The 16868-nt window shown below is 43.6% G+C and carries 14 protein-coding genes and 1 tRNA gene; 8 read left to right on the forward strand and 7 right to left on the reverse strand.

Translation table 11 applies throughout. The features are described from left to right. Positions 1-174: 174 nt before the first annotated feature. Positions 175-251 (forward strand) — tRNA-Asn (locus tag HMPREF9420_RS06640). 378 nt (positions 252-629) lie between these two features. Further along, on the forward strand, positions 630-941 hold the full coding sequence (locus tag HMPREF9420_RS06645) for a hypothetical protein (protein WP_007134754.1): 312 nt from the start codon (positions 630-632) through the stop codon (positions 939-941). 219 nt (positions 942-1160) lie between these two features. Here the strand turns inward: HMPREF9420_RS06645 and HMPREF9420_RS06650 are convergent, their stop codons facing one another. From HMPREF9420_RS06650 to HMPREF9420_RS06680, 7 genes are all read right to left on the reverse strand, one after another. Next, positions 1161-1787: a porin family protein gene (locus HMPREF9420_RS06650; protein ID WP_007134755.1), complete on the reverse strand. Its 627-nt coding sequence runs from the start codon at positions 1785-1787 to the stop codon at positions 1161-1163. Between the two features lie 36 nt (positions 1788-1823). Next, positions 1824-2888, reverse strand: a complete 1065-nt coding sequence (gene porN, locus HMPREF9420_RS06655; RefSeq protein WP_044079140.1) for a type IX secretion system ring subunit PorN/GldN — start codon at positions 2886-2888, stop codon at positions 1824-1826. Continuing rightward, positions 2888-4444 carry a type IX secretion system motor protein PorM/GldM gene (gene porM, locus HMPREF9420_RS06660; protein ID WP_007134757.1) on the reverse strand — a complete coding sequence of 519 codons (1557 nt, stop codon included), beginning with the start codon at positions 4442-4444 and terminating at the stop codon, positions 2888-2890. Before porM ends, porN begins: the two co-directional genes overlap by 1 nt. Next, positions 4444-5199, reverse strand: coding sequence for a type IX secretion system motor protein PorL/GldL (gene porL, locus HMPREF9420_RS06665; RefSeq protein ID WP_007134758.1), 756 nt, complete (start codon positions 5197-5199; stop codon positions 4444-4446). The genes porM and porL overlap by 1 nt, the downstream gene beginning before the upstream one ends. Continuing rightward, entirely contained in the window at positions 5196-6647 is a 1452-nt protein-coding gene (gene porK / locus HMPREF9420_RS06670) for a T9SS ring complex lipoprotein PorK/GldK (RefSeq protein ID WP_007134759.1), read from the reverse strand. Before porK ends, porL begins: the two co-directional genes overlap by 4 nt. 9 nt (positions 6648-6656) lie before the next feature. Continuing rightward, the gene (locus tag HMPREF9420_RS06675; RefSeq protein ID WP_248628132.1) at positions 6657-7565 is read right to left on the reverse strand and encodes a PorP/SprF family type IX secretion system membrane protein; all 909 of its coding nucleotides are present in this window, start codon (positions 7563-7565) and stop codon (positions 6657-6659) included. A gap of 503 nt (positions 7566-8068) precedes the next feature. After that, entirely contained in the window at positions 8069-8290 is a 222-nt protein-coding gene (locus tag HMPREF9420_RS06680) for a DUF2795 domain-containing protein (protein WP_007134761.1), read from the reverse strand. A gap of 455 nt (positions 8291-8745) precedes the next feature. Between HMPREF9420_RS06680 and rimP the strand changes: the two genes are divergently transcribed. The 6 genes from rimP to HMPREF9420_RS06710 all read left to right on the forward strand — a co-directional run. Then, complete coding sequence (gene rimP, locus HMPREF9420_RS06685) at positions 8746-9213, forward strand: ribosome assembly cofactor RimP (RefSeq protein WP_044079141.1); 468 nt, start codon at positions 8746-8748, stop codon at positions 9211-9213. Positions 9214-9217: 4 nt separating this feature from the next. Further along, entirely contained in the window at positions 9218-10483 is a 1266-nt protein-coding gene (gene nusA / locus HMPREF9420_RS06690) for a transcription termination factor NusA (RefSeq protein ID WP_007134763.1), read from the forward strand. Positions 10484-10728: 245 nt separating this feature from the next. Then, entirely contained in the window at positions 10729-13479 is a 2751-nt protein-coding gene (gene infB, locus HMPREF9420_RS06695; protein ID WP_007134764.1) for a translation initiation factor IF-2, read from the forward strand. 176 nt (positions 13480-13655) lie between these two features. After that, a complete protein-coding gene (gene sufB, locus HMPREF9420_RS06700; RefSeq protein ID WP_021826645.1) occupies positions 13656-15101 on the forward strand; it encodes a Fe-S cluster assembly protein SufB in 1446 nt (481 codons plus the stop codon). 33 nt (positions 15102-15134) lie between these two features. Then, a complete protein-coding gene (gene sufC, locus HMPREF9420_RS06705) occupies positions 15135-15899 on the forward strand; it encodes a Fe-S cluster assembly ATPase SufC (protein ID WP_007134766.1) in 765 nt (254 codons plus the stop codon). A 15-nt stretch (positions 15900-15914) separates the two neighbouring features. Further along, on the forward strand, positions 15915-16868 hold a 954-nt coding region (locus tag HMPREF9420_RS06710; RefSeq protein ID WP_007134767.1), incomplete at its 3' end, for a SufD family Fe-S cluster assembly protein.

Genomic DNA, 16868 nt, shown 5'->3' on the forward strand with positions numbered 1-16868 from the left:
AACAGTTTTTTCATAATTGTACAAAAGTAATATATATCAATGTAAAACCACTACACTCTCCATTAAATTTCATGAAAACAAGCATAAAATGATTTTTTTTCTAAAATTATTTGGCGGTTCAAAAAGAATGTCTTATCTTTGCAACCGCAATTCAGAAATGAACTTTGCAACAATGCTTCAATAGCTCAGTTGGTTAGAGCACCTGACTGTTAATCAGGGGGTCGTTGGTTCAAGCCCATCTTGAAGCGCCATAAAAAGGAATCCTTAACAAGAGGATTCCTTTTTTGTTTTACTCTCGTTTGAAAATAACGAGGGAGCAATCTGACCCGTTTTACACGACAAAATGACGCAAAACACACGATGAAACGGGGCATTTTGCACGATGAAATGGCACAGTTTATGAGCAGCTTACGATGATATGTAACGCAAGATGGCCTCTTTTTGTGCTTGCATCTCTTTGAAACCCAAAAATAAAGTCTTATCTTTGTGACGTGATTTATGATGCACTGGCCACTTCATAGCTATGTGTTTTTATCATCACATCGCCCGAACGATGAAAACATTTCATTCAACCCAGCACACCAGACAAAACATCTGGTTGCCCATCTACTGAAGAATAACGCATAACAATGAAAGTCACACTTAAATTTATTCTAAGTAATTGGGGGCTATGGCCACTGCTTACAGCAGTCTTTAGCTTAGTCCTCGGCGTTGGTATAACAAACAATTGGGGCAATGCAGCATTGTGGTTATGGTTCTGTTTAATCATTGTGACACTGATAACCCAGCTTTATGTCATGCTGCAATACGTTAAAGCACGCAAATGGATGAGTGCTTTCATGCTGCTTCTGCTCATGGTTGTGTCAATGATGTCGTTCTTTCTGTTCTTTGCCATCGCAGTAATGAGCGACGGGAAAGGCTTGCCCATGCAAGCCGTTTGACGATGAAAAAGCAAAAAGAACAATGCTTTTACAAACATTGTTCTTTCATTTCTTATGGAAAATCAACAGCATCATATAGTCGTTTTCTATCGGATTTGACTACGATTCATTAAATTTCAACCGACCTTTTTATATAAAGCAGTTCCTCTCCCCTATTGATACGCCACGCAGGAAACTCCTTATCATCATAGAAAAGGAGTCTCGCCATGGCATCATTTTTTAGAAATAATAGGTTAATCCCACTTGCCAAGCGTTGGCACGAGCATCGGTTGACTTGCCGGCTAAGGCGTCCAGCCCCGATTCAACCGCTTGACTGGCGGTCATCTCTGCTGTCTTTCCGCACGCAACATTATAGTTGGCACTAAGTTGGAAGTGCTGAAGCAGCATGACTCCAAAGCCTAAGTTCACGCTGAAATTAGACTTTTTTACCTGCCATTGCGCTCTATCGTCGACAATAGAATGGTCTTTTTTGCCCACGGGGAAACCAATTTGAGGGCCTGCAAAGAAGAAAACGCTGGCATTATCTCCTAAGCCTACGCTATAACGGGCATTGATTGGAACAATGATTTGCTGCTGAACAAGCGCCTCATCTGCCACAGTTAGCTTCGCCTGTCGTTTGTCATAGAGAGCTGAAATATCTACAGCGAGCCCCGTAGGTGGCAAGCCAAACTTCATCGTTGGACCGAAAAAGAATCCACATTGATTACTTCTGTCAAAGACATGTTTATCAAAAGTCATGTTTGTGACATTCAATCCGCCCTTTAAACCGAAACGAATCTTAGCCTCAGCTGTGATGCAACAAAGCATCAGTAAGGCCATAACAAAAGCTACTCTAATTTTTTTCATACTCTAATTCTCTTAATCTATTAATGTTATGTGGTTTTAATGACGCTGCCGACGCACTGTAACGCGTGCCTGACCTGACACAGAAGAGCCGCCATCTGACGAAGCTCTACGATTGCGACGCACGCTGGTTGGCGCACTATTTGTTGCTCGGCGGTTTGTCAATCGCTTGTTTTTAGATGTTTTTGTATCAGCCTTTGCAACGCTATCCAACGAGTCTTTGCGCGATGAATCGCCCCATATATTCTTTTCAAAAGTAGCAATCTCGCGCTCAATTCGACGCTGTTCTTGATTCAATGCACTATCATTCTTGCAATATTGTGATAGCGTCTGACCCAACATATTTGTCGTTTTATAGATCTTTCCCTTGTAAAGATTCATGGTAAAATAGTCTGCAAGACTCATCACTGCGGCATTATTTAGGTTACTTGTCATAACAGTTTGTTTGGCAAGTGCAGACGCAATGTCGTCATATTTCACCCAAAACAGAGGATATTTTGTCGTGCCATCACCGAAGTCATCCAGTCGTTCCATGATGGGACATAAGGCAAGTACCTTCGTGTGGAACGTCCCAGTAGTCTGATCAAAGTATGAACTCTCTTTGAGATAATAGCCTTTTACTTCGGCCGATGGTATGTCGCTGTTGTCTATATGCACGCCTTTGTCCGTGCGTTCAAAATAGATATGGTGGTCATTTAAGAATGTAAGTGGCTGCACTTTTGAGTCATCTGAGAACTTCTCATTACCGTCAAGACGATATTGATAGACGTTAATTCCGCCACGACTTGGGCCTGCCATCATCAACTTAAAAAGCAAAGTAAAGAGATTCATGCGTCCATCCGCAGGCTCAACAGGGTAGTATAAGGCCGCATTGGCATTATCGTTGAGATTCAGTTCGCGGTAAACGTCACGACGCCAGACCACATCTTCGCTCATCGGTTCTTGCGTTGGATACATCAGTTTGGCTCTCAATGTCAAGTTATTGGCATTGCTTTTCTTCACCTTTGCAGCCGCTTCAGCCTGTCGAAGCGGTGACTGTGCCTTGCCATTCATACAGCAGAGGGCTGCCAACAGCATTACATATAGTCTTTTTTTCTTTATCATCATCTTACAATTACTTCCAAAGCCCCTGTCAAAGTGCGTGTGATTCCATCAGGACCAACGGCTTTAACATGGCTGATATAAAATCTTTTGTTTCGTGATAGGCTGCGGAAGGTCTCACGTTGGCGGTCAGAGAAGTTTGCCCCTGCTGATGCAACAGGGACCGCATTGCCCATATTATCAAAGAAAACGGTTTCAAAACTCAACACGCGGAAAGGGATATCGAGGAGTCCATCATCAATAGCGGCATGGATACCCGACGCTCCCATCAACGCAGCTTTAGCCATTGCACCTCCCTTAAAGCGGTTTGTTCCAAGAGCGATATAGGCAGATGGGTCGGGCAACTTACGCACATGAAAGACAAAAGGAGGAAGCGTTCTGACCTGACCATTATCTCGTGCCGTGACATGTATCGTGACATCACGACCTACTGCGGCTGGAGTGGCGATGAAATGTCCATTGCCTTTCGCTGTCAATCCCCCTCCTGTCATTGATATTGAGACTGCATTGGCAGGCACACCCGGCACACTTACGCTCATCGGATTAGGGTAACCAGCATATAAAACATTCATCATGTCGGCGGCAACGGTGGCACTTGTGGGTGCAGGAACAACGTTATATTTCTGTAAGAAGTTACGACGTATGAGGTCACCCCTACGATTTTGCATCAAGATGTAACCGCTAAGGCTATGTTCTCCAACACCCGATGCCGTGAAACTATATTGTCCATTGCGCGACATTACACGCTGTCCGTTGACAAATATCTGGGGTTGTAGCGTCGTATCTACGGCTGCCATGACGATGGAAGCATTGAAACGTTCGCCCGGATAGAGCGTAGTTTTCTCAGGAATCACGTAGGCATTGAGCTTGTTTACACGGATATCTTTCACATCAATGTTTGAAACGAGCGTGTGAAGTACCTCACCTTCGGCGTAACGTACATCGCTTTGAAGCTTTGAAAGCAAGGTAACGGCGGCGGCAACTGGCATATTTTCAAACATATATTCCTGCCAGTTCTTGCCCTGAAGGCGTGCTTTTTGTGGAACAGTTGTAGAGAGATTGTCTGCTATAATGCGCTTCTGATGTGGGTCATCTATAAGATTCAAGATGCGCTCTCGATAGGCATTAACACGCAAGAAGAGTGCCTTTCCCTTCCCAGTCAATGGTGCTAACATCACCTCTCCAGCCGCATCAAGGTTATCTTTGTTCTTAATCTGATTGACATTTCCGTCTTTCCCATCTGCATTCTTTACGATAGCGACTTTCAATTGCTGTGCAAAGTCGAAGAGAGAATCGCTCATTTGCTTCACCACTGTAGCCTTTTCAAACCACGCTTTCACCTTTTCGGGGTTCTGTTTCATCTGCATTTCAAAGTCCCGATACAATGAAATGTTCTCTTGAGTAGCGTTGCCTGTTGTGCGGTTTAGACTGTCTTCTACGATTGAAAAGCCATCCAACACCTCGGTAGAGATATTGAGTGCGAGCATGGCCAACAAGACTATATACATCAAGTTGATCATTTTCTGACGCGGAGATACCAGTCTTTTCTTAATAGCCATTAGAGCGTTGGGGTTTGATTTGGTGCAGCTGCACGCATGTTTGTCGTCATTGCTTCAATCATCCGGGCATAGATTGCATTGAGTTGTTCAATATGTCGCGCCAAAAGACGACTCTGTTCATTAATCTGATCGATAGTTCCAATCTGCTGACTGGCACTCTTCAACTGCATCTCATACACCTTTGTGATACCTGTAAGCGTTCGATTGAGGTTCTCCATCTCCTCACTATCGCGTGTGAGACGAGTGCTTTGCGCCCCTACTTTACCAAGAATCTCGGTGAGTTTCGTTAGTTCTTCAACATAGTTTTGTTGGGCTTCAGCCATTGCAGAGTCTACTTTCGGAAGCGCTATTGAAGCTACTTGTTCCGTCAGCGATGCTGTCTTTGCCACTGCGGGGGCTGCCGTCGTCATTGGTTGAGCCTGTATCTGCGGCGTAACCGAAGGCTTCACATTAGCTGAAACCTCATCCGTTCGGGTGAGATATTCATCCGTTAGATGAGTGGGGAGTTCCATTCCATCTGTTGTTTTGTCAAAAGGACGGTCGAAAGCAGATAGGAAGAACACCACAACTTCAGTGCCCATACCAAAGATAAGCCAAAGGTCTGCCCCCTCAATATGAATCAACTTAAGGAGTGCTCCGAGTACAACGATAGAGGCACCCCAGCTATATGCATAGTTCAAAAAGGTCTGACCGGGCACACTGTCCATCCACTTTTGCAGACGATAGACGATGTTTAGTTTACTATATCTTGTCATTTTTTCTTGCTTTTATTACTACTTGTTGACGTGGCGAGGCTTCGAACACAACGAAAACCAATGTAACAACGCGGATGGTTTTGATACTCCCAAGAACGCCAAGCCGAACGAATCAGGCTCTCAGGGTCCTTCCATGAGCCACCGCGCACACTCTTTTTCTTCAATGCATAGGGGTCTTCTTTGGCGGCATTATAAGCAAGTTGCGGGTTAATATCATTCATTGCGTCTACGCCCGAAGCCGTATAAGCCGTACTTGTCCATTCCGCCACGTTGCCAGCCATATCAAAAAGTCCGTTAGAATTAGCCCCATAGATGCCCACTTTGCTTGTAATGAGATTGCCATCTTCGGTATAATTGCCGCGATCGGGCTTGAAGTTAGCATAGAAACAGCCATTACCATTCTTCATATCTCTATTCTCCCATGGGAACTCATTACCGCTTTTACCACGTGCTGCATACTCCCATTCGGCCTCAGTAGGTAGGCGATAGCGCTGAACATAACGTGCTTCACCGCCTAATCCCTTAAGTAAATAGTCCGTACGCCATGCGCAAAAGGCATTCGCTTGCTCCCAAGTGACGCCCACAACTGGGTAATCATTATAGGCAGGATTACTGAAATAGTTACGCAGATACATTTCATTGTCAGCGTTCTTAAAGTCATTTACCCAGCACGTTGTATCGGGATAGATGTTCACAATGTATGTATTCAAGAAGTCCCAAGGCCCAGTTCGTGGTCTATCTATCGTCTGTCTGACAATCTTTCCCTCGTCATTTATATAGGCGGTATCCTTTGAAATCATCACCGATTCGTCGTCATTTGTAAGCACATCGGTATTAAACGACCGCTCTTCGGGATTCATACGATTGCGCCGAAGGGCTGCAGCCGAGTAATCATAAATCTCATAACGATAGTTCATTTGACGCCAATCAAGAAGTTTTTCGCCTGTAACAGGGTTCGTAACATAAAGACTTTCTATGGCACGCTGCTCATCTTCATTAGGCTTTCGAGGCAAAGGCTTCTTCCAGTTGACGCGCGGCGTGATGGCGTTTCCATCTTTATCTTCCGTAATCATATAGCTTTCGTCGCCTGCATAGGCAGGATCGGCCAAACGAGTACGCAGAATACTATCGCGAACCCACATCACAAACTGTTTATATTTGGAGTTTGTTACCTCGGTTTCATCCATCCAAAAGCCATCCACGGATATGTCTTTCTTCGGCGTTTTCTCTCCCCAGAGCGAGTCTTGCTTATCAAGTCCCATGTGCAAGAAGCCTCGTTCAACCTTTACCATGCCATAAGGTGTAGGCTCAGAAAAGGCTCTTCCGCCACCTACTCCCACGACTTCGCCCCCTTTTCCGGCCATAGACAGGCCCTTACCACTAAAGCAACCTGTCATCATACAACCTGTTATGAGGAGCCATAACCCTATCTTTATCTTATGTTTCATTGTCTGTTGTTATAAGATTCTAACGCTTTGATGTTTGTTTTTGCCTTTCTTTGCGAGGTTTAGTTCCGTTTGATAACCCACAAAAAGCTCATGACTTCCATTGCCAAGGCTTAGTCCTGAGGTATAAACTTCATAGCTATAACCTACCACAACACCATGGAAAGTTCCGCCAATCAGGGCCGTAACAGAGTTTGTCGGACTATAACTGATGCCGCCATAAAGCATTTTTCCTTCGTGCGAATAAACCAATCTTCCGGTTACATCCGCTCGATAGGCCTTACCATCTGTACGTAAAAGCACCGAAGGTTTTATTTTTAAGAACGGATTTCTAAGTTGAATATTGTATCCACCCGTCAGATAATAAGTGGGAGAAACCGGCAATTCATTGACATCCCCCATACGAATCTTGGGGCGATTCAAATGTTGCACCGATGCACCGGCATACCAATGGCGCTGCAAATAGTACAGTCCTGCACCAACATCTATGCCATTTCCGTTGACATCTGTAGTCGCAAAGGCCGGATCTCCGGGTGTAGAGAGGTCGACTTTTGAGCCATCAAAGCTCTCATTTAGTAGTGAAACCTGCAGACCAACACGTAGCTTTCCCCCAACAAACTTCGTCTGAGCAGCATATAACAAGCCTAATTTCTGATGCGTGAAAAGTCCAATTTTCTCGTTAACGAATTGCACTCCGGCTCCTTGATAGCACCGCATGGCATAAAAAGGCAGGTCGGCAGAGGCATACATCGTGCGCGGATGATTCTCAAAACCCGTAAAATTCAGCGCATAAGCCAAGTTGACATTGAGCTTGTTTTCCTTTCCGGCAGCAGCAGGATTGAATGAAGTCTCCATGTCAAAATAATGACTGAAGGCTGCATCATACTGCGCTTTGGCTGTCACAGCAACCCAAACGAGCATCACTGACAAAAGAAATCTAATCGTTTTATGCACGCTTATATAACGCGAATCCTTATATATTATTGCACGAAATTTATTGCATAAAAACATATTCGCCCACCTATTATTATCTCATCTGCGGCAAATCGTCTCGTAAACAGCACCATTTTGCCCTATCATTCCACTCATTTTACAGCGTAAAATCATAGTAATCAGATTTCGCATCATAACACATTGAGCATCAGAAAGATAGTAACAAAGTTGAGATAAAAATAAAATAAGATTTCCATTCGACAGAAACAAGCCGAACCTTATCCATTAATGCCGACACGAAACACCCTAAATAATAGAAAAAGGTCATAAAAAAACATCTCCCAAACAAGGATGTTTCGAGAAACAAACCCTTTGAGAGATGTTCTTTTCTATTGCACGCTGTCTTATGAATCCACAAGCACAGCAATATCAAGAAGCCTTTGTCAAACAACAACCCCACTTGTTGGAGCGGCCCAACAGAAGCTACTTATTTAATATTCATCGTCATTCCACAAGAAATCATCCTTTGAAGGATAGTCTGGCCAGATGTCTTCGATGCTTTCATAAACATCACCTTCGTCTTCTATTTCTTGCAGATTTTCTAATACTTCTAATGGAGCGCCCGAACGAATAGCATAGTCTATCAACTCTTCTTTAGTCGCGGGCCAAGGTGCATCTTCAAGTTTTGAGGCTAATTCTAGTGTCCAATACATAGTCTTATCATTTTAATTCATTCACAATTATGCGTGCAAAAATAGCAAAATAAATCTTATCCACAAGAAAAGATGAAAGTTTTTTCGATGAAAATGCCAATAAAGATTAAAACAAAGAATTACATTTCTAAGAGTAACCAGCAGCCAATCTTGAAAAGAACGCCCTGCATCTGCGCTATGACAATATAAGAAGAATGGTATCACAAGACATAAGAATTGGGGTTAAGTCTAATTTTCAGCATAGAAAAATAAGTTGTTTTATATCATGAAAAGGAAAAAGGAAAAACCAGAAAAATAAGACATTGACTCGTGTTTTGCCTTAAAAAGAAAACCAACCATCCTAAATAAAAAACACGAATTAGTTGCATATTACAGATATTATTCGTAATTTTGCAGCGTTCAGTGGAATGAGGGACTCCAAAGAGAGTTCCTCATTTTATTTTAATAAGACATATATGATTGACAAAAACGTCGTAAAAAAGTTAGTAGAAGAATGGCTGGCAGGCAAGGAATACTTTCTTGTGGGCATAGAAATCAGCCAAGATGACAAGATTGTTGTTGAGATTGACCACGCTGATGGCGTTTGGATTGAAGACTGTGTGGACTTGAGTAAGTATATAGAAGACCATCTCAGTCGTGACGAAGAAGACTATGAACTCGAGGTAGGTTCAGCTGGTTTAGGTCAGCCTTTCAAGGTACTTCAGCAATACATCAACTTCATTGGTAAGGAGGTTGAAGTGTTGGATGCTGATGGAAAGAAGTATCAAGGCGTGCTAAAGAGCGTTGATGGTAACGACTTTACAGTGACCGTAAACGAGAAAGTGAAAGTGGAAGGAAAGAAACGCCCCCAGAAAATGGACGTAGATCACACTTTCAATATGGATAATGTAAAATATACTAAATACTTAATAAGTTTCAAATAAAGCTATGGCAGCAAGAAAAATTGAAGAAGATTCAATCAGTTTGATTGACACCTTCCGTGAGTTTAAGGAGACGAAGAATATCGACCGCACAACGTTAGTGAGCGTTTTGGAGGAAAGTTTCCGCAATGTGCTCGCTAAAATCTTTGGTAGTGACGAGAATTTCGACGTTATCGTGAACCCAGACAAAGGCGACTTTGAGATTTATCGCAACCGAATTGTAGTGGCAGATGGTGAGGTTGAGGACGAGAATAAGCAGGTTGCATTGACCGAAGCCCGTAAGATTGAGCCCGATTATGAGGTGGGTGAAGAGGTTTCGGAACAAGTAAACTTTGCGAAATTCGGCCGTCGTGCCATCCTGAATCTACGTCAAACCTTAGCGTCAAAGATATTAGAATTAGAGCACGATACACTCTATAATAAATATAAAGACCGCGTAGGTCAGATTATATCTGGCGAGGTTTACCAGATTTGGAAACGTGAAGTGTTGGTCGTAGATGACGAAAACAATGAGCTGATTCTACCGAAAAGTGAACAGATTCCGGCTGATGTTTATCGCAAAGGTGAGACAGTTCGCGCTGTCATCTTACGCGTAGACAACGAGAACAACAATCCAAAGATTATCCTTTCACGCACAAGTCCGCTCTTCTTGGAGCGCTTGCTTGAGGCAGAAGTACCTGAAATTAACGACGGACTTATTGCTATCCGCAAGATTGCTCGTATGCCGGGAGAACGTGCAAAGATTGCCGTTGAGAGCTTTGACGACCGCATTGACCCAGTTGGTGCATGTGTAGGTGTGAAGGGAAGTCGCGTACATGGCATCGTACGTGAACTCTGTAATGAGAATCTTGACGTTGTAAACTATACGTCGAACATCAACCTCTTTATCCAAAGAGCCTTGAGTCCGGCACGTGTAAGCAGCATAAACATTGATCAAGAAAACCATAAAGCTGAGGTATATCTACAGCCAGAAGAAGTTAGTTTGGCTATCGGTCGCGGTGGATTAAACATTAAATTGGCATCCATGCTAACCGAATTTACGATTGATGTGTTCCGTGAGGTTCCAGAAGGTGAGGCAGACGAGGACATCTACTTGGATGAATTCTCTGACGAAATCGACCAATGGGTGATTGAAGCCATTAAGAGTATCGGCTTGGATACAGCTAAAGCAGTGCTCAATGCACCACGCGAAATGCTCGTAGAAAAGGCCGACCTCGAAGAAGAAACCGTGGATCATGTCATCAATGTGCTGCGTGCTGAGTTTGAACAATAATCAAATGATTTGATAAGTTGCAATAAACCCTATCAACACGCAACAGGAAAAAGAGTACGTCTTCTCTTGATTTCTATCTCAATAGGAAATGATTTTGAATGACAACTCAATGAGAAGACAACCTTTTTAGAAGACGTTCTCTCTAAATAGAGATAGCAAATGGAATACATTCTGCATGCAATCAGCCTGAGAGAACATTATATTTGAGGAACGAGATAAAACGAAAAAAAGAAGTAAACAATTACATGAGCATCAGATTAAACAAAGCATTACGTGAATTAAACATAGGACGTCAAACGGCAGTTGACTTCCTTACGAAGAAAGCAGAACTTGGAGAGGTGAAAGACGACTTGAGTTTTAAACTCAATGACGCACAATATCAGGCTCTCGTTGAGGCGTTCAAACAAGATGCCGCAGTACGAAGTGAGGCTGAAAAGCTCTTCCAAAAGAAACCAAAAGAAAAGAAACATGCGACTGAAGCGAAAGACAATCGTGCCGAAAACCTGCTGAAATCATCTAATCAACAGGTATATACGCCGAAGGGAAAGATAAACCTTGACGAGGTAGGAAAAAAGCCTTCGCCAAAGAAGTCTGCTGCTCCTGAAGTGAAAAAAGCTCCAGAAAAAAAGGTTGCTGCCGTCAACCCAGAGCCTGAAAAGAAAGTAATAAAGCCACAACCTGAGGCTCCCAAACCACAAGTAAAGGTTGAAAAGCCTGTCAAAGTGCAAAAAACAGAGGCTCCTCAAAAGCCTGTCACCGAGGAAAAGAACGAAGAAGGAATCTTCACTTTGAATAGCGAAAAGAAGATTCTCAATACTCCTAAGGTGAACGTCTTAGGCAAAATAGACCTCGATGCAATAAATCAGAGCACGCGTCCGAAGAAGAAGTCTAAGGAGGAAAAACGCAAAGAGCGTGAAGAAAAGGCAGGAACACAGCATGGTGGCGAGCGTAAAAAGCGTGTGCGCATCAACAAAGAACGCGTAGACATCAATGCAGAGGCGAAACAAAACAATGGTGGTGGTAACGGCGGAAACGGCGGAAAGAACAAGAATAAGAAGAACCGCAACAAGCGAAATCAAAAACCTTTGGAGGTAGATGATGAGGCTGTGGCACGCCAAGTAAAAGAAACGCTGGCACGATTGACAAGCAAGAGCCAAAACAAGAAAGGCGCTAAGTATCGTAAAGAGAAACGTGAGGCCGTTCAAGAAAAGCTGCAACAGGAGGCAAACGCAGAGCGCAAGGAAGCCAAAGTCCTAAAACTCACCGAGTTTGTTACCGTCAGTGAATTGGCTACAATGATGGATATCAGCGTGACACAAGTTATCTCTACGCTGATGAGTGTAGGCATAATGGTGTCTATAAACCAGCGACTTGACGCGGAAACTATTAACATGGTAGCCGATGAATTCGGTTTCAAGACCGAGTATGTCAGTGCAGAAGTGCAGGAAGCCGTAAGCGAAGACGTAGACGACGAGAATGACCTTGTGCCACGTGCACCAATCGTTACCGTCATGGGACACGTCGATCATGGTAAGACTTCACTGCTTGACCATATCCGAAACACTAACGTTATTGCTGGTGAAGCAGGTGGTATCACCCAGCACATTGGTGCCTATGGTGTTACACTTAAGAATGGACAGAAGGTTACTTTCCTTGATACTCCAGGACATGAAGCCTTTACTGCCATGCGTGCTCGTGGCGCTCAGGTAACTGATATCGCTATTATCATCATTGCAGCAGATGACTCTGTGATGCCAACAACAAAGGAAGCAATCGCTCATGCACAAGCAGCGGGCGTGCCGATGGTATTTGCAATCAACAAGATTGATAAGCCGGGAGCGAACCCAGACAGGATTCGTGAGGACTTAGCCAACATGAATTTGCTCGTTGAAGAATGGGGAGGTAAATACCAATGCCAAGAGATTAGTGCAAAGAAAGGTGTCGGAGTAGACGCTCTTCTCGATAAAGTGCTACTCGAAGCAGAGATGCTTGACCTCAAGGCGAACCCCAATCGGAAGGCTACCGGAACTATTATTGAGTCATCACTTGATAAGGGTCGCGGTTATGTTAGTACAGTTCTTGTGAGCAATGGCACACTAAAGATTGGAGATATTGTTATTGCAGGAACCAGTTGGGGACGTATAAAGGCGATGTTTAATGAACGTAATCAGCGCATCACTGAAGCCGGACCATCTGAACCAGCCATTATACTTGGTCTCAATGGAGCACCTACTGCAGGAGACTTATTCCATGTATTAGAGTCAGAACAAGAGGCTCGAGAGATTGCAAACAAACGCGAACAATTGCAGCGAGAGCAAGGATTGAGAACGCAGAAGCGCCTGACACTTGGCGACATCTCACACAGAATTGCTCGTGGCGAGTTCCATGAGTTGAACATTATTGTTAAGGGTGACACCGATGGTTCTATCGAAGCATTGAGCGATTCGTTTATAAAGCTCTCAACAGAAAAGGTACAAGTGAATGTCATTAGCAAGGCAGTAGGACAAATAAGCGAGAACGATGTCATGTTAGCCAGTGCTTCTGACGCTGTCATCGTAGGCTTCCAGGTTCGTCCTTCGTCTGATGCACGCCGCTTAGCTGACCGAGAAGGTGTTGAGATTAACACCTATTCTATCATCTACGACGCTATCGATGACATCAAGAGTGCCATGGTTGGTATGCTCGATAAAGTGAAGAAAGAGATTGTTACCGGTCAAGTTGAAGTACAACAAGTATTCAAGATTTCCAAAGTTGGAACGATTGCAGGTGGCTTAGTGACTGAAGGTAAGGTACATGCCAAGGATAAAGCCCGCGTGGTTCGCGATGGAATTGTAATCCGTACGGCTGAAATCAATGCCCTGAAACGTTATAAAGACGACGTGAAAGAAGTTCCGATGGGCATGGAATGTGGCTTGAGTCTTGTCAACTTTAACGATATCATGGAGGGTGATATTATTGAAACCTTTACTGAAATTGAGGTAGAACAGAAACTATAAACATTGTAGAAAGGTCATGTCAAACTTGAGATGACCTCCTCTCTACATATATATAATAAGGTAGTGACACTCTCCATTAAAGACAGGGTGTCACTATTGTGGTTAATAACAAATGTTACCAATTCAATAATGGTATACATTTTGTTGTACCATTCCATAAATTCAGGAATTTAGAAATGGCAGAAAAAGAGAAAAATAAGTTTGTAAAACAGGTGGCAGAAAAGAAATATGAGTTCGGCTTTACCACTGATGTACAAACTGATATCATAGAGAAGGGACTCAACGAAGACGTTGTTCGTCTCATCTCTAAGAAGAAAGGAGAGCCCGAATGGTTGTTAGATTTCCGCCTGAAAGCTTATGAATATTGGAAAGATCTCAAGCAACCCACATGGGGACATGTGCATCTTCCCGAGATAGACTACCAGGCAATATCTTACTATGCGGACCCATTGGCCAAGAAACCCAAGAATAAAGAGATTGATCCCGAACTCGAAAAGACTTTCGACAAGTTAGGAATCCCACTCGAAGAGCGGTTGGCTCTTAGTGGAACGGCTGTTGATGCTATCATGGATTCAGTATCAGTGAAGACAACATTCAAAGAAAAACTCCGCGAAAAAGGAATCATATTTTGTAGCATTGGAGAGGCCGTTAAGGAACATGCAGACTTGGTTAAGGAATATTTGGGTAGCGTAGTCCCCTATCGCGACAACTATTTTGCAGCGCTTAACAGTGCAGTTTTCAGCGATGGTTCATTCGTTTATATCCCTAAAGGCGTTCGTTGTCCAATGGAACTCAGCAGTTATTTCCGCATCAACGCACGTAACACGGGACAATTTGAACGTACACTTATCGTCGCAGAAGATAACGCTTATGTAAGTTATCTCGAAGGATGCACCGCACCAATGCGTGATGAAAATCAGCTTCATGCAGCCATTGTAGAAATCATTGTGAAAGACAATGCAGAGGTAAAATACTCTACTGTGCAGAACTGGTACCCCGGAGATGAGCACGGAAAGGGTGGAGTGTTGAACTTAGTCACAAAGCGCGGCGACCTACGTGGCGTCAATTCTAAACTGAGTTGGACTCAAGTGGAAACGGGTTCTGCTATCACCTGGAAATATCCTTCTTGCATCTTACGTGGTGATAACGCTGTTGCCGAATTCTATAGTGTGGCAGTTACGAATAACTTTCAAGAGGCAGATACTGGTACAAAGATGATACACATGGGAAAAAACACCAAGTCTACCATCATCTCTAAAGGCATCTCAGCCGGTCATAGCCAAAATTCCTACCGAGGACTTGTACGTGCTACGGCCAACGCGGATAACGCTCGAAACTATAGTTCGTGTGATTCTCTGCTGTTAGGAAGTAATTGTGGTGCCCACACCTTCCCTTATATGGACATTCATAACGATACCGCTGTCATTGAACATGAAGCAACTACCTCCAAGATATCCGAAGAACAACTTTTCTATTGCAATCAACGTGGCATACCAACAGAGCAAGCTGTAGGCCTCATCGTCAATGGATATGCCAAAGAAGTGCTTAATAAGTTGCCAATGGAGTTTGCTGTTGAGGCACAAAAACTATTGAGTGTAAGTCTTGAAGGAACTGTAGGATAAACGATAATAACAACAATTTTTGATTTAAAAAGAATGTTAGAAGTAAGAAATTTACATGCCACCATTGCTGGCAAAGAGATATTAAAGGGCATCAACCTCACCGTTAAAGATGGTGAAACTCATGCTATCATGGGACCAAATGGCTCTGGTAAGTCAACCTTAAGTGCTGTTTTAACGGGCAATCCACTATATACTGTCACTGCAGGTGAAGCCATTTTCAATGGTCAAGACCTACTACAAATGAAACCAGAGGACCGAGCTCGCGCCGGAATCTTCCTCTCTTTCCAATATCCAGTGGAGATACCTGGCGTGTCAATGACCAACTTTATGCGCGCCGCTATTAATGCAAAGCGCGAATATTTGGGTCAAGAGCCGTTGAATACTGCCGACTTTATGAAACTCATGCGAGAGAAACGGAAGCTTGTTGACTTAGATAGTAAGTTGTCACATCGTTCAGTTAATGAAGGTTTTTCTGGTGGAGAAAAGAAGCGAAATGAAATCTTTCAGATGGCAATGTTAGAGCCAACGCTGAGCATACTCGATGAAACCGACTCTGGCCTTGACGTAGATGCCATGCGCATCGTAGCCGATGGAGTGAACAAAATGCATACCGATAAGACTTCAGCTATTGTGATTACACACTATGAACGCCTGTTAGATATGATCAAACCGAATTTCGTTCATGTGCTTTATAATGGTCGTATCGTCAAAACTGCAGGCCATGAACTGGCTAAAGAGATTGAGCAGCACGGCTATGATTGGATTAAAGAGGAAGCCGATGCACAGTATGGAGAATAACAAAGGAGGAGAATCATGAACAGTGAACAGCAATATATCGACCTCTATCAAGAGCAATCAGATGCCATCAAGCGTCATTCTGCCGAACCACTCAACGCTGTGCGCGACCGTGCTTTCAATGATTTCAAAGCACAAGGATTCCCCACACGCAAGGTAGAACGTTACAAATATACCGACATGGCGGCTCTGTTTGCCCCCAACTATGGGCTCAACCTCAACCGCCTTGCTATCCCCGTAGACCCTTACGAGGCTTTCAAATGCGACGTACCCAACTTGAGTACCTCGCTCTATTTCATCATTAATGACACCTTTTACACAAAAATGCTTCCCTCGGCTCACCTGCCCGAGGGCGTTATCATTGATTCGTTGTGTCATGTAGCGACGGAAAAGCCTGATTTCATTGCTAAATATTACGCCAAACTTGCAAACACTCAAGAAGATGGAATCACGGCGTTGAACACGATGTTAGCCCAAGATGGCCTGCTCGTATATGTTCCGAAAAATGTCAAAACAGACCGACCCATTCAGGTCATCAACATGCTTCGTGCTGATGTTGACCTCATGGTAAACCGCCGTGTGCTGATTATCATGGAGCAAAATGCCGAAGCAAAGTTCCTGTTTTGTGACCATGCTGCCGACGATCGCCGGTTTCTTTCAACCCAAGTTATTGAGGTTTATGTGGACGAATATGCTCATTTAGAACTCAACTGTCTTGAAGAGACTCACTTTAAGAACACCCGTGTCAGCAATGTTTACATCGAACAACAGGCTAACAGCCGTGTAAACCATAACGTAATCACCCTACACAATGGAGTCACGCGCAATCGCCTTGATCTTGTTTTCAAAGGAGAAGGCGCCGAATGTCATTGCAATGGTTGTGTGGTTGCCGACAAACAGCAACACGTTGACAATAATACGCTCATCGATCATCAGGTTCCTCACTGCACAAGTAACGAACTTTATAAGTAT

The organism is Segatella salivae DSM 15606 (genome assembly GCF_000185845.1).
Lineage (GTDB): Bacteria > Bacteroidota > Bacteroidia > Bacteroidales > Bacteroidaceae > Prevotella > Prevotella salivae.

Coding starts and splice junctions, on each gene's coding strand:
- HMPREF9420_RS06645 (WP_007134754.1), top strand. CDS start 630: ATGAAAGTCACACTTAAATTTATTCTAAGTAATTGGGGGCTATGGCCA.
- HMPREF9420_RS06650 (WP_007134755.1), bottom strand. CDS start 1,787: ATGAAAAAAATTAGAGTAGCTTTTGTTATGGCCTTACTGATGCTTTGT.
- porN (WP_044079140.1), bottom strand. CDS start 2,888: ATGATAAAGAAAAAAAGACTATATGTAATGCTGTTGGCAGCCCTCTGC.
- porM (WP_007134757.1), bottom strand. CDS start 4,444: ATGGCTATTAAGAAAAGACTGGTATCTCCGCGTCAGAAAATGATCAAC.
- porL (WP_007134758.1), bottom strand. CDS start 5,199: ATGACAAGATATAGTAAACTAAACATCGTCTATCGTCTGCAAAAGTGG.
- porK (WP_007134759.1), bottom strand. CDS start 6,647: ATGAAACATAAGATAAAGATAGGGTTATGGCTCCTCATAACAGGTTGT.
- HMPREF9420_RS06675 (WP_248628132.1), bottom strand. CDS start 7,565: ATGCTCGTTTGGGTTGCTGTGACAGCCAAAGCGCAGTATGATGCAGCC.
- HMPREF9420_RS06680 (WP_007134761.1), bottom strand. CDS start 8,290: ATGTATTGGACACTAGAATTAGCCTCAAAACTTGAAGATGCACCTTGG.
- rimP (WP_044079141.1), top strand. CDS start 8,746: ATGATTGACAAAAACGTCGTAAAAAAGTTAGTAGAAGAATGGCTGGCA.
- nusA (WP_007134763.1), top strand. CDS start 9,218: ATGGCAGCAAGAAAAATTGAAGAAGATTCAATCAGTTTGATTGACACC.
- infB (WP_007134764.1), top strand. CDS start 10,729: ATGAGCATCAGATTAAACAAAGCATTACGTGAATTAAACATAGGACGT.
- sufB (WP_021826645.1), top strand. CDS start 13,656: ATGGCAGAAAAAGAGAAAAATAAGTTTGTAAAACAGGTGGCAGAAAAG.
- sufC (WP_007134766.1), top strand. CDS start 15,135: ATGTTAGAAGTAAGAAATTTACATGCCACCATTGCTGGCAAAGAGATA.